Source organism: Pseudomonas laurylsulfatiphila, from assembly GCF_002934665.1.
Taxonomy (GTDB): domain Bacteria; phylum Pseudomonadota; class Gammaproteobacteria; order Pseudomonadales; family Pseudomonadaceae; genus Aquipseudomonas; species Aquipseudomonas laurylsulfatiphila.
Genome location: NZ_NIRS01000006.1, coordinates 406,620 through 420,998 on the forward strand (window position 1 = coordinate 406,620; position 14,379 = coordinate 420,998).

At 61.8% G+C, this 14,379-nt stretch carries 9 protein-coding genes; 8 read left to right on the plus strand and 1 reads right to left on the minus strand.

The genetic code is table 11. The features are described 5' to 3' along the window. Window positions 1-119 precede the first annotated feature (119 nt). The 6 genes from CD175_RS24160 to aauR all read left to right on the plus strand — a co-directional run bounded on the left by CD175_RS24160 (window position 120) and on the right by aauR (window position 6,777). Window positions 120-1,034: a glutamate/aspartate ABC transporter substrate-binding protein gene (locus tag CD175_RS24160; RefSeq protein ID WP_104450819.1), complete on the plus strand. Its 915-nt coding sequence runs from the start codon at window positions 120-122 to the stop codon at window positions 1,032-1,034. Between the two features lie 193 nt (window positions 1,035-1,227). Then, window positions 1,228-1,974, plus strand: a complete 747-nt coding sequence (locus CD175_RS24165; RefSeq protein ID WP_007985720.1) for an amino acid ABC transporter permease — start codon at window positions 1,228-1,230, stop codon at window positions 1,972-1,974. Next, a complete protein-coding gene (locus CD175_RS24170) occupies window positions 1,974-2,645 on the plus strand; it encodes an amino acid ABC transporter permease (RefSeq protein WP_104450727.1) in 672 nt (223 codons plus the stop codon). The genes CD175_RS24165 and CD175_RS24170 overlap by 1 nt, the downstream gene beginning before the upstream one ends. Further along, entirely contained in the window at window positions 2,642-3,376 is a 735-nt protein-coding gene (locus tag CD175_RS24175; protein WP_104450728.1) for an amino acid ABC transporter ATP-binding protein, read from the plus strand. Before CD175_RS24170 ends, CD175_RS24175 begins: the two co-directional genes overlap by 4 nt. Before the next feature lie 174 nt (window positions 3,377-3,550). Further along, on the plus strand, window positions 3,551-5,452 hold the full coding sequence (gene aauS, locus CD175_RS24180) for a two-component sensor histidine kinase AauS (protein WP_104450729.1): 1,902 nt from the start codon (window positions 3,551-3,553) through the stop codon (window positions 5,450-5,452). Further along, entirely contained in the window at window positions 5,449-6,777 is a 1,329-nt protein-coding gene (gene aauR, locus CD175_RS24185; protein WP_104450730.1) for a two-component response regulator AauR, read from the plus strand. Before aauS ends, aauR begins: the two co-directional genes overlap by 4 nt. A gap of 22 nt (window positions 6,778-6,799) precedes the next feature. Here aauR and CD175_RS24190 read toward each other — a convergent pair whose 3' ends face one another. Further along, window positions 6,800-7,834, minus strand: a complete 1,035-nt coding sequence (locus tag CD175_RS24190) for an alpha/beta fold hydrolase (protein WP_104450731.1) — start codon at window positions 7,832-7,834, stop codon at window positions 6,800-6,802. Between the two features lie 218 nt (window positions 7,835-8,052). Between CD175_RS24190 and CD175_RS24195 the strand changes: the two genes are divergently transcribed. Both CD175_RS24195 and metR read left to right on the plus strand, forming a co-directional pair. Beyond that, window positions 8,053-13,293 (plus strand): dermonecrotic toxin domain-containing protein, encoded by a 5,241-nt coding sequence (locus tag CD175_RS24195; RefSeq protein WP_104450732.1) that lies wholly within the window; start codon window positions 8,053-8,055, stop codon window positions 13,291-13,293. A gap of 109 nt (window positions 13,294-13,402) precedes the next feature. Further along, the gene (gene metR / locus CD175_RS24200) at window positions 13,403-14,320 is read left to right on the plus strand and encodes a transcriptional regulator MetR (protein ID WP_008000240.1); all 918 of its coding nucleotides are present in this window, start codon (window positions 13,403-13,405) and stop codon (window positions 14,318-14,320) included. Window positions 14,321-14,379: the final 59 nt, after the last annotated feature.

Genomic DNA, 14,379 nt, shown 5'->3' on the forward strand with positions numbered 1-14,379 from the left:
GCTCTACACTTCTTCGACGAATGTCCTTTGCGCTCACTCATCGTGGCGCTCAGGTGTTTTGCAGCACAAAAGGGCCGATGAACTGGCTCCATAAAAAAAACAAAGTCGAGGAAAATTTGATGCGCATCGTTCCCCATATCCTGGGCGCAGCCATTGCTGCCGCTCTGATCAGCACTCCGGTTTTCGCCGCCGAACTCACCGGCACCCTGAAGAAGATCAAAGAGTCCGGCACCATCACCCTGGGCCATCGCGACGCTTCCATTCCGTTTTCCTATATCGCGGATGCCACCGGCAAACCGGTCGGCTACTCCCACGACATCCAGCTGAAAGTCGTCGAAGCGCTGAAAAAAGACCTCGACATGCCGAACCTCCAGGTCAAATACAACCTGGTGACTTCGCAAACCCGTATCCCGCTGGTGCAGAACGGCACCGTGGACCTCGAGTGCGGTTCCACCACCAACAACGTCGAGCGTCAGCAGCAAGTTGACTTCTCCGTCGGCATCTTCGAAATCGGTACTCGCCTGCTGTCCAAGGCAGACTCCAAGTACAAGGATTTCCCTGACCTGGCCGGCAAGAACGTCGTGACCACCGCCGGCACCACGTCCGAGCGCATCCTCAAGGCGATGAACGCCGACAAGCAGATGGGCATGAACGTTATTTCCGCCAAAGACCACGGCGAGTCGTTCCAGATGCTGGAAACCGGCCGCGCTGTAGCCTTCATGATGGACGACGCCCTGCTGGCCGGTGAAGCAGCCAAGGCCAAGAATGCGAAAGACTGGGCCGTGACCGGCACTCCACAGTCCTACGAAATCTACGGCTGCATGGTGCGCAAAGGCGACGAGCCGTTCAAGAAGGCTGTGGATGACGCCATCAAGGCCACCTACGCATCGGGCGAGATCAACAAGATCTACGAAAAATGGTTCATGCAGCCAATCCCGCCAAAAGGCCTGAACCTGAACTTCCCGATGAGCAACGAACTCAAGGCCCTGATCGCCAATCCGACTGATAAAGCGGCTGACGACAAGAAGTCCTGATTTCTGACTAACCTTATCCCCTGAAAGGGCCATAGCCCTTTCAGGGGAATGCACTCCCTGCTGGCATTTCTGGAAACACTCGAACCGGTGGCTGTCGAGCCGAGCGCGTGTGCCTGTCCCCCAAGGACAGGCGGGAACGGAGCTTCCCCCAAGCGGGCATTTGTACATCGATCGAATCCGAGGGGAGACCCTAATGAATTACAACTGGGACTGGGGCGTGTTCTTCAAGTCCACCGGCGTGGGCAGCGAGACCTATTTCGACTGGTACGTGACCGGCTTGGGCTGGACCATCGGCATCGCCATCGCGGCCTGGATCATCGCCCTGACACTGGGCTCGATCCTGGGCGTCATGCGTACCGTGCCGAACCGCATCGTATCGGGCATCGCCACCTGCTACGTCGAACTCTTCCGTAACGTGCCGCTGCTGGTTCAGCTGTTCATCTGGTACTTCCTGGTACCCGACCTGCTGCCGGCCGACCTGCAAGAGTGGTACAAGCAGGACCTGAACCCGACCACCTCGGCCTTCCTCAGCGTCGTCGTGTGCCTGGGCCTGTTCACCACCGCCCGGGTTTGCGAACAGGTGCGCACCGGCATCCAGGCCCTGCCCAAAGGCCAGGAGTCCGCGGCCCGCGCCATGGGTTTCAAGCTGCCGCAGATCTACTGGAACGTGCTGTTGCCCCAGGCTTACCGGATCATCATTCCGCCGCTTACCTCGGAATTCCTGAACGTCTTCAAGAACACTTCCGTGGCCTCGCTGATCGGCTTGATGGAATTGCTCGCGCAGACCAAACAGACTGCCGAGTTCTCCGCCAACCTGTTCGAAGCCTTTACCCTGGCCACGCTGATCTACTTCACCCTGAACATGAGCCTGATGTTGCTGATGCGCCTGGTCGAGAAGAAAGTCGCCGTACCGGGCCTGATCTCCGTAGGGGGTAAATGATGGAATTCGATTTCTCGGGCATCATCCCGTCCCTGCCAGGCCTGTGGAACGGCATGGTCATGACCCTGCAACTGATGGCACTGGGCGTCGTCGGCGGGATCATTCTCGGCACCATTCTGGCGTTGTGTCGCCTGTCCCACAGCAAACTGCTGTCGAACCTGGCCGGCGCCTACGTCAACTACTTCCGCTCGATTCCGTTGCTGCTGGTGATCACCTGGTTCTACCTGGCGGTGCCGTTCGTGCTGCGCTGGATCACCGGCGAGGACACCCCGATCGGCGCGTTCGCCTCGTGCATCGTGGCGTTCATGATGTTCGAAGCGGCGTACTTCTGCGAAATCGTCCGTGCCGGTGTGCAGTCGATTCCCAAGGGTCAGATGGGCGCTGCCCAGGCCCTGGGCATGTCCTACGGCCAGATGATGCGCCTGATCATCCTGCCGCAGGCGTTCCGCAAGATGACGCCGCTGTTGCTGCAGCAGAGCATCATCCTGTTTCAGGACACCTCGCTGGTCTACGCCGTCGGCCTGGTGGACTTCCTCAATGCTTCGCGCGCCAGTGGCGACATCATTGGCCGCTCCAATGAGTTCCTGATTTTCGCGGGTCTCGTGTACTTCATCATCAGCTTTGCCGCCTCGCAGCTGGTCAAGCGTCTGCAAAAAAGGTTCGCCGTATGATCTCTATCAAAAGCATCAACAAGTGGTATGGGGACTTCCAGGTTCTGACTGATTGCAGCACCGAGGTCAAAAAAGGCGAAGTGATCGTGGTGTGCGGGCCATCCGGTTCCGGCAAGTCGACCCTGATCAAGTGCGTCAACGCCCTGGAACCCTTCCAGAAGGGCGACATCGTGGTCGACGGCACCTCCATCGCCGACCCGAAGACCAACCTGCCGAAACTGCGTTCGCGCGTGGGCATGGTGTTCCAGCACTTCGAGCTGTTCCCGCACCTGACCATCACCGAAAACCTGACCATCGCGCAGATCAAGGTATTGGGCCGCAGCAAGGAAGAAGCCACCAAGAAAGGCCTGCAACTGCTCGAGCGCGTCGGCCTCTCGGCTCACGCCCACAAGCACCCGGGCCAATTGTCCGGCGGTCAGCAGCAGCGCGTGGCGATTGCCCGTGCGCTGGCGATGGACCCGATCGTCATGCTGTTCGACGAACCGACCTCGGCGCTGGACCCGGAAATGGTCAACGAAGTGCTCGACGTGATGGTGCAACTGGCCCACGAAGGCATGACCATGATGTGCGTGACCCACGAAATGGGCTTCGCCCGTAAAGTGGCCGACCGGGTGATCTTCATGGACGCCGGCAAGATCATCGAAGACTGCAAGAAAGAAGAGTTCTTCGGCGACATCAACCACCGTGCCGAGCGTACACAGCACTTCCTCAACAAGATTCTGCAGCACTAAAGCCACACCGCCGTCGCCCCTGTAGGAGCTGCCGCAGGCTGCGATCTGTTGATCTTGCTTTTGATTCTGGCGAACGTCCGGTCACAAAAGATCAAGATCAAAAGATCGCAGCCTGCGGCAGCTCCTACAAGGACGCGTCAAGACGGTAGTGGTGGTTGACCCAAGGCATCTGTGATGAAATGCGACCCTAATCTTTATCGCGCAGCGTCGCCATCACTCGCCGTGAAACCCCGTCTGGTTCGTCATTTGTTCCTGCCGCCACTGATCATCGCCATGATGATCGGCCTGGGCTATATCGGCTTCTGGATCAGTGAGCACTATGGCATTCGCAACCTCGGCGAGAACGGCCAGCGTCAGCTGGAACTGCACGCCCGGGCCGTCGAAAGCGAAATCAGCAAATACACCTACCTGCCCAGCCTGCTGGAGCTCGAAACCAGTGTTTCGCAGTTGCTGGCCGACCCGACCCCGGAACACCGGCAAACGGTCAATGATTACCTCGAAGGCCTGAACCGGCGCAGCCGCAGTCGGGCCATCTACGTGATGGACACCACCGGCCGCGTCATGGCCACCAGTAACTGGCGCGATGTCGACAGTTACCTGGGTGAAGACCTGTCCTTCCGCGCCTATTTCCAGAACGCCGTGCGCGGTCAACCGGGGCGTTTCTACGGCATCGGCAGCACCAACGGCGAACCCGGTTACTACCTGGCCCATGGCCTGGAAGAACACGGCAAGATCATCGGCGTCGCGGTGGTCAAGGTGCGTCTGGAGGCCATGGAAGAGCGCTGGCAGCGCGCTCGGCTGGAAGCCTTCGTCAGCGACGAGAACGGCATCATCATTCTCTCCAGCGATCCGGCTCGACGCTTGAAATCGGTGGTGCCGCTGAGCGAAGAAACCAAGGAAAAACTTGCCCGCAGCCTGCAGTACTACTGGTTCCCGCTCAACGAACTGCAGCCGCTGGCCCGGGAAACCCTGTCCGAAGGCGTGGAAAAACTCACGTTCCCGGCCAACAGTGAACTGGTGTCCGATGATGAAAACATCAGCTACCTGTCGCAAACCCGGCCCTTGAGCGATACACCGTGGAATTTCACCCTGCTCACGCCGCTCCAGGACCTGCGCCGCGAAGCGATCAACCAAGGGATTCTGGTGGCCGTGGCATTTGCCCTCTGCGCCTTTCTGTTGATCGCCTGGAACGAGCGGCGCAAGGTGATCGCCACCCGCCTCGCGGCCCGGGAAGCCTTGCAGGAAGCCAACAATCAGCTGGAACGTCGGATTACCGAACGCACCACCGACCTGCGCGCCAGCAACGAACGGCTCAAGGGGCAGATCCGCGAACGCCGGCAAGCCGAAGAGACCTTGCGCCGCGCCCAGGACGAACTGGTACAGGCCGGAAAACTCGCGGCCATCGGCCAGATGTCCACCAGCATCGCCCACGAACTGAACCAGCCGCTGGCGGCGCTGCGCACCTTGTCCGGCAATACCGTGCGCTTCCTCGAACGCGGCCAGCTCGACGTCGCCAGCACCAACCTCAAGACCATCAACGAACTGATCGATCGCATGGGCCGCATCACCGCCAGCCTGCGCTCGTTCGCCCGCCGCGGTGACGACAAGGGTCAGGCCTGCCTTGGCAAAGCGGTGGACGCGGCCCTGCAATTGCACGGCGCACGGGTGGAAAACACGCCTTTGCAATTGCACCGCCATTTTGACGCTGTGCAGGTGCAAATCGACCAGACCCGCCTGGAGCAGATTCTGGTCAACCTCATCGGGAACGCCCTGGATGCGATGCAAGCGCAGCCGCTGCCGGAGTTGTGGCTCGAAGGCGAAACCTTCGATGGCAAATACCGGCTACGCGTGCGTGACAACGGCCACGGCATCGACGCCGAAGCGCGCAAGCACCTGTTCGAACCCTTCTTCACCACCAAACCCGGCGAACAGGGCCTGGGCCTGGGCCTGACCCTTTCCGCCAGCCTGGCCGCCGCCACCGGCGGTCACCTGGGTGTCGAGCACCCGGCCAGCGGTGGTACCGCATTCGTCCTCAGTTTACCGTTGGTAAGCCCCACTCCCGCCGAGCCAATATGAACAACGACCTTAGTGTATTGATCGTCGAAGACGACCCCCATGTGCTGCTCGGTTGCCAGCAGGCGCTGACCCTGGAAGACATTCCCTGCATTGGCGTGGGCAGCGCCGAAGAAGCCCTGGAACGGGTCGGCGACAACTTCGCCGGCATCGTCGTCAGTGACATTCGCCTGCCGGGCATCGATGGCCTGGAACTGCTGACCCGGCTCAAGGAGCGCGACCGCAGCCTGCCGGTGGTGCTGATCACCGGCCACGGCGACATCTCCATGGCCGTCGGTGCGATGCAGAAAGGCGCCTACGACTTCATGGAAAAGCCGTTCTCCCCGGAGCGCCTGGTGGACGTGGCCCGCCGCGCCCTCGAGCAACGCAGCCTGGCACGGGAAGTGTCGTCGCTGCGCCGACAACTGGCCGAGCGCGACTCCCTCGAAGGGCGGATCATCGGGCGCTCGCCGGCCATGCAGAACCTGCGGGAACTGATCGCCAACGTCGCCGATACGTCGGCCAACGTGTTGATCGAAGGCGAGACCGGCACCGGCAAGGAACTGGTCGCGCGCTGCCTGCATGATTTCAGTAGGCGGCACACCAAGCAGTTCGTTGCCCTGAACTGCGGCGGCCTGCCGGAGAACCTCTTCGAAAGCGAAATCTTCGGCCACGAAGCCAACGCCTTTACCGGTGCGGGCAAACGGCGGATCGGCAAGATCGAACACGCCGACGGCGGCACGCTGTTCCTCGACGAAGTGGAAAGCATGCCCCTGCCCTTGCAGATCAAGCTGCTGCGGGTATTGCAGGAACGCACCCTCGAACGCCTCGGTTCGAACCAGAGCGTGGCGGTGGATTGCCGCGTCATCGCGGCGACCAAGTCCGACCTCGTCGAGTCGAGCAAGGCTGGCGAATTCCGCAGCGACCTGTACTACCGCCTCAACGTGGTGACCCTGGAACTGCCGCCGCTGCGCGAGCGTCGCGAGGACATCCTGCAACTGTTCGAACACTTTCTGCAGCAGTCGTCCCTGCGTTTCGACCGCGCGGTGCCGGAGCTGGACAACCAGACCCTTTCAAACCTGATGAGCCACGACTGGCCGGGCAACGTGCGTGAGCTGCGCAACGTTGCCGAGCGCTTTGCCCTGGGCCTGCCGGCGTTCAAGAAAACCGGTGCCGGCGGCAGCAATCAAGGCCTGGCGTTTGCCGAAGCGGTGGAAGCCTTCGAGCGCAACCTGCTCAGCGATGCCTTGCTACGCAGCGGCGGCAACCTGACCCAGGCCAGCCAGGAACTGGGCATGGCCAAGACCACGCTGTTCGACAAAGTGAAAAAGTACGGCCTGAGCCATTGAACTCGATCTGATCGATCGAGGGTTAGAGGAGATTGTGATCGACCACAGGCTCGATCTGCGCCCAGTGCGAAGTGTCTTCACGGTGCTCGCGCAAGTACGGCAACACCGCCGCCAGCAACGGCGCCTTGAACGCCTCCTGGAAACGATGCGCCAGGCCCGGAATCAAGACCAACTGACTGCCACGCAGATGCGCCGCCAGGTGCACCCCGTGCATCACCGGCAGCAATGGGTCGGCCGTGCCATGCACCACCAGCGCCGGCACCCGCAACCGGTTGAGCAGCGCGACCCGGCTCGGCTCGGCCAGAATGGCCATGATCTGGCGTTTCACACCCTCGGGATTGAACGCCCGGTCATAGGACTGCGCCGCCTGATGCAGCAGCACCTGACGATCATCGCTCACCATCGGGCTGCCCAGCGCCGCCAGCAAGTCGGCCTGTTGTTCCAGGGCCACCTCGCGGTTCGGTGCTCCACGTCGCGCCAGCAATTGCACCAGCGCCGCACTCGGCGCCGGCAAGCCTTCGGCCCCAGAGCTGGTCATGATCAGGGTCAGGCTCTCGACCCGCTGCGGGGCCATGGCCGCCATGTGCTGGGCGATCATCCCGCCCATGCTGGCGCCCAACACGTGGAATTGATCGATGTGCAAGGCATCCATCAAGCCCAGGCCATCGTCGGCCATGTCGGTCAGCGAGTACGGCGACGACACCGGCAATCCGAGTTTGTAGCGCAGCACTTCGAACGTCAGGTTGGCTTCGGCCGGTGTTTGTCGCCAGGTCGACAGGCCGACATCGCGATTGTCATAGCGAATCACCCGGAACCCCTGCTGGCACAGGGCAACCACCACCTCGTCCGGCCAGTGGATCAACTGCCCGCCCAGACCCATCACCAGCAGCAAGGCCGGATCCGACGCGCGGCCGATGCTCTGGTACGCCAGGCTTACCTCGGCCAGATCCACCCGCTCGGTCGGAACATTGACGTCACAACGCGAGGCCGCCAACGACGGCAGGCCGAACAACAGCGCGGCCAGAAATATGATTCGTGAAAAGAATGCAGCACCCATGGAAAAACACCAAAACGCAGAACCCCAGTAGAGCGCGAGTCTGATGAAGTTTGTTCAAGCGCGCTGCCACAGTTCCATGACAGTTTGATGAAGAGCGCCGGGCGGTCATCCGGCGCCACACCCGGTTTCGCGATAACTATGTACCGCCCCTCCTCCTGTCGACTGTCGCCTAATGCCCGTACCGCCGGCACGGCCCGGCTTTCTGGAGACTCATCGTCATGGTTGACGAAACCACACCCCTTACGGCCGATTTCGGCCTCATCTACCCATGGCCCGCCAACCCGGACCAGGGCCTGAGCCTGAGCGCCTCGGCACGCTGGGAAGAATGCCGCGAGCAGTGGCTCAGCCTCATGGCGCAAAGCTCGCAAGCCCACCTCGACAGCGCTTGGTGGAACGCACGTGCGCTCGGCACCGATTGCTCGCGTCGGGAACAAGCCATTCGCTTGTATTGCCAGCATTTCGAGGTGTCGAGCCAATGGGCGTTTGCCCAAGGCATCCTCGATGCCGGGCAGATCAAAACCTTACTGACGCTCATCGACCCGCCAGCACCAACACCAACACCAACGCCTGACCAGCACCCCGTGTACGTCGAACAGCTGAATCTCAAAGATGACAACGGTCTGTCTGCCCCGCTGTCGGGCGCGCTGGTCATCACCCGGGATACCGATCAACCGGTCGCTCAGCTGTTGTACCTGCCTTCACACTCATCCGTCTGGATGACCTTTCAAAGCCGGATTGAACTGGAGCGCTGGCTGACCGAGCATCAGCCACAGCGGTTCGACCAGCCCCGGCTGTCGATGGACAAGGGCAGCGTCGGTTACACCGTCCTCGACAAGGCTGTGCTGCGCACCGGCGCCGAAGCCCTGTTGTCCCGCTTGTCCGTCGCCCCCGCGGACCGGCCCGGCAATACTTCCGTGCTGGCCGCGCCCCCCGACCTGCCATTGGCGGAGACGGACGACATCGCTGCCCTGTTCGGCCAGCTCAGTCCCGATATTCCCTTGGGCGTGCGGCACCGCGCGCTGGCACAACAACGCACGGCCCTGGAGAGTCTGCTCGGCGACGACTTTGCGGGTGACGCCAAGGATCCACGCCTGCAACGCCTGCACCAGCAACTCCAGACCCTCAGCGCTGCCGAGCAGGCCAGCAACGCCGCCGCGACGGCGCTGCTGGACAGCGCCGAAGGCCTCAAATGGCTGGAGTTGCGCCACCAGCCGGGCCCACATTACGCCGCCCTGCTCCAGGCACGCCAGGACGGTTTACGCGCCGAAGCCGAACTGCAATTGCGCCTGAATCAGATCAACAGTGAAGAGCATCAATGGCTCATCAGTGTGCTGGATGCCCCCGACCAGCCCCGCCCGGCCGACCTGGTGGTCGCACGGCTGGAACTGTCGGCAACCGACACCGAAGGCGACACCCGCCGCACGCAAACCGAGGAACTGGACGGCGTTCTGCTGTTTGCCAAACCCTCGGCGCTGCTGGCGAATTCGACCGACAGCCTGTTGCTCTACTGGCCCGGACGCTTCGGTGGACTGCAACGGTTTGCCTCTCGACAGATGCTGGAACAATCGCTGTTCAAACGCCCGATCAACGACCCTGCCCTGGCAGTGCACGTTTTGCCGCTGAGCGGCTCGCCGTTTAAATACGCACTGCAAATCCAGCTCCACAGCTGTGAACAACAAGCGGCCCGGATCATTGCAGCCAATCCTGTTCCGCTTCGTACCAGTCAGCGTGCGACCGAACTGGAAAAACTGCGCGAACAGACCCTCGCCTGCCTGACCGTCCCCCAATCCGCCGCCCGGGACTGGGTATACGCACGCATCGTCGAGCAAAACCAGAGCAGTGCGCTGGCCGCTCAATTGCCGTCGTGGCATCGCGAACTGCCCGCCGAGCAGCGTGACCGACTCAAGACGCTGTTCAAATCCTGGATCGCCGCGATGCAGCGCTCCCACGCGTGGTTCGAACGCGAACTACCGCCCCGGGAAGCCTTCGCCATCAAGGCTGTTGACGCTCGGCTGCGCCAGGACTTCGACCTCACTCAAGCGGTACAGGTGCTGCTCGACGTTCCGGACTCAACCAGCTGGCGCAAAGTAGTCATTGAAGGTGCAGCTCCGGGCACCCCTCAACAAAATGTGCTGGTCGCCAGCGAGCAGCGCAGCAAGCTGTCCCTGGGTGAGCTGGCGCTGGGCAACATCGATCAGGAAATGGGGTGGCGGCTGTCGTTCATGCAGGTCGAGGTCAGCGGTGCCGACGCCGCACAACAGCTGCAACTGAAAAGCGCCATCACGACGTCCTGGCTACGCAAGCTGGTTACCGAGCTGGATCTGGCCGGGCAATACGAAAAGCTGATCCGCGAGACGTTCCTCGGCCCCTCGACGGCATCGACGTTTGCTAATGAATATCGGCGCGAATGCCTGAGTGAGCCGTGGCGCCTGATGCTTCGCCTGCAAGGCGAATTCGCCGAGTTGGCAAAGGACATCGATGCCAACGGCCGGCAAGTGCTGGAAATCGCCATCGACGCCAACAGCCGTGAAGCCTTTGCCAGCGACGGCAAGCGCATCGAGTTGCTGCCCGCGCACCTGACCGTGGGCGGCAAGGACACCCACGCCCAGGGACCGAGCACCTTGTCCGGCGTCACCTTTATCGTGGAGCACGTCAGCGGCCTGACCCTGCTGTATCTTCCCGACAGCCCCGACGGCGTTTATCTGCGCCAGTTCGACAGCCTTGAACAGGCACGCATGCGCCTGTTCAACGATTGCCTGCGCAGCTCGATGGTCAACTACCTGGCCGGCCGGGCCTTGACGGGTGATGTCGCCCACCACGTCAGCCGGATCAACCAGGCCCAATTGAAAAACTTCGACGGGCTGATCGGCGTCGGTACGCCCTGGCCGGCCACCACCTCCCTGGCGGCGCATCTGCTGAATGTGCACATGGGCCGTTTGCTGGAAGCCCATCGGGCGACATCGCGCTCCAATGATGCGTTGTACCTGGAGCAGGTCGCCTTGAAGTCCGGCGCAATGTTCAACTACCTGAAAATGGCCGTGGGCATGCTGCCCTTCGTCGGTACGACCATCGCCCTGTACGACGCCTGGAACAGCGCCAACCTGGCGGTGGCGGCCTTCCTGCGCGGTGAAGTCGGCCATGGCCTGGCCGAGGTGGAGGCGGTGCTGTTGTCGCTGATCGACGCGGCCATGGACATTCTCCCCGGCACCACAGCCACCCCAGGTGTCGCCCGCGTCGCCACGCGCAGTCGTCAGTGGCGGGCGCTGGGAAAAAGTCCGCGGGCCCTGCAGGTATCGACGCAACGCCAGGCGCGGCGGTCGCTGGAGCGCTTCAAGGGTTATGAATATGAAAAACCGATTTCCCTCGCGGGCCTGCAACCGGGCAGTGAAGGCATTTATCGCAACGTGTATCGCCACGCCGACGGCGACTTCATGCTCAGCCAGGGACGAATCTATCGCATCGAGCTGGAAGGCAAACCACCCCGCTGGCGTTTGAGCGGCACCAGCAGCCGTACCTACAAGCAGCCAGTCGCCCTCGATGAGTCAGGCCACTGGAACACCCACTACGCGGTGTACGGCACAGTGATCGAAGGGGGTGGCGTGGGCGGTGGCGCGGTGCTCGGGCACATGGCGGACGGGCTTGACCCACTCTGGCCTGCCGCCATTCGCCGCTGGCTGCCGCGCTGGTGGACGGACCGCGCCTTGCGCCGGCAATTGACCCTGACCAATACCGCCGACGCCTACACGCTACGGCTCGATACCCAGACCCGCAGCAGCAACACCCTGCTTGAGCACTATTTCGGCCTCGAACTCCCGCAGCGCCCAGCCCTTCGCACCCGTGCCGATGTCGCCTGCGCGAACGATATCGACCTTGCCCAGGCCCAATACCTGAATCTCGATGAGCTGATGCTGTATAGCCATGGCCGCAAACGCGTGCAGATCGAAGACATCCAAAGTCGCTGCGCCTGGATCATCGTTGACCGTTCGGTGCGGCGGATCGGCCTGGCCAAGGAACGGCTGGTGGAACACCTCAATCGTATCGATCAGCTGATCGCCCGGTCAGATGCCACAGCGATCACCGATACCGCCGCGCACTTGCAGTTCATGGCGCAACGCAAGGAGGTCCGCAAAGAGTTTCTCAAAAACTTCGATCAGCTCCATGCGACGGTCGAGGAAGCCAATCGCTGGAACCGCCGTATCACTAACCCGGCGCAAAAAAAGGAGATTGCGAAGGCCATGACGAACGTAAATGAGAAACTCAGCGAGGCCAATCACTACTACCTGAAAACGGCGCACACCCTGGAAATCATCACCCGTTATGACGCGGTGACCGACCTGTCCTGGACGTACTTCCAATTGCAGTTGAAAGCAGCCCGCAACAAGGTCGGCCGCGCGCTGCTGACGCAACATCAGCTACCCCAGGTGAGCGCCAGCGTCAGCCAGCGCAGTAAAGTCCTCAAAGACTGCCAGGCCACCTATACCGAGTTCCGGCGTCAGCTGGGCGCCTGGACCCTCGGCTATCCGCAGCATCTGGACCTGGAACAGGTCACCGCATTTCTGGACAACCTGGACAAGGTTGAAGATTTTGCACGCCGGGCCACCAAGACGCCCCCTTCGGTGGCACCCAAAGGAAGTCGGTCCGGACAGCAACTGTTCGAGACCGAAGACAACCAGTTGCTGATCGGCATCGCCAGCACCGACGCCGTCACCCGACAAGAGCGCATCACCATCGAAGGGGTCGATGGCCACACGGAAACCTGGCTTCCGCGCTCAAGCGGCAAATATCGCCTCAGCGAGCCAACGGGTTCCGTGCAGCCGGAACTGCCCACCGATGTCGGGCCACTGCTGACAGAAGCCAGGAACAGGCTGGAGGCGGCAAACGCCTACACCCGCAAAGTCGAAGGCTATGCGCGGCAGGACATGCTCCCGGTCGACCTTGAGCACATGATGGGCAGCGAGGCCACGGAGTTGACCATGCGTGCCCAGGCCATCGAACGCTTGTCGCCCACCGATGCCGTAGCGCTGCAACTGCGCAAGCGGGCGGATGAGATGTTGAGCACGGGGCGTACCTTGCGCATCAATCAAAGCATGAGCAGCAAAACCCCGACCGAAGGCTATCTGGACTATTTGGTTGAACAACAGAGGGTGGATATCCGCAAGGAAGGTGGCTTGCGCGACCTGGGCAAACGCGCCGACGGACGACGGGATTTCCTGCAGGAGTACGAGGTGCGCGACCTGCGCAGCGAACCGGCGCAAACCCTGTGGTACGCGCACTTCCACTACACCTCGGCCCAGCCGGCATTCGTTGACTTCGTCAAAGGCCATCTGAAACTGCCGGAACAACGCAACCTCGGCCTGAAATGGCAACAGGCCGTGGCCGCCAGTGGCGGTACGGTCGACGCGATCTGGCGCGGCGACATCGGCAAACCGCTGGGCAACAAACACTTTTCCACGCTGTAAAATGACAACGACGGGGCACGCAATGTGCCCCGTCGTGGACAGCGGCATCAACATGAGACAAACTCAACCTTTTCGGTTTATCTACAAGTTTTACTCATGGAGCAACCCGGTGCTTGAAATCCGTCACCTCAAGACCCTGCACGCCTTGCGCGAAGCCGACAGCCTGGTGGATGCGGCCGATCGCCTGCACCTGACCCAGTCGGCCCTGTCTCATCAGTTCAAGGAGCTGGAAGAGCGCATGGGCATGCCGTTGTTCGTGCGCAAGACCAAACCGGTGCGCTTCACCAGCGCCGGTTTGCGCCTGCTGCAATTGGCCGACGCCACCTTGCCATTGCTGCGCGCCGCCGAACGCGACATCAGTCGCCTGGCCGGGGGTACCGCCGGGCGCCTGCACATGGCCATCGAATGCCACAGTTGCTTCCAGTGGCTGATGCCGACCATCGACCAGTTCCGCGATGCCTGGCCGGAAGTCGAGCTGGACCTGGCCTCGGGTTTTTCCTTCGCCCCGCTGCCGGCCCTGGCCCGTGGCGACCTGGACCTGGTGGTGACCTCCGACCCGCTGGACCTGGCCGGGATCACCTATGTGCCGCTGTTCACTTATGAAGCGATGCTGGCGGTGGCCAACCAGCACCGCCTGGCCGGCAAGGCCTATATCGTCCCCGAAGACTTGCTCCCGGAAACCCTGATCACCTACCCGGTGGAACGGGACCGGCTGGACATCTTCACCCGCTTCCTAGAACCCGCCGACATCGAACCGGCCCAGGTCCGCACCTCGGAACTGACGGTGATGATGATGCAGCTGGTGGCCAGCGGTCGTGGCGTGTGCGGCATGCCCCATTGGGCGCTGCACGAATACAGCTCGCGGGGTTATGTGAAAGGCAAGCGGCTGGGTGAGAAAGGTTTGTTCGCCACGCTGTATGCGGCGATCCGCGCCGACATGCTCGATGCACCGTACATGCGCGACTTCTTGCTGACGGCCAAGGACACGTCGTTTTCTACATTGGATGGTGTGAGTGCGGTTCGATAGCGGTCGTGTGATCAACACCAAACAATTGTGGGAGCGAGCCTGCTCGCGATAGCGGTCTG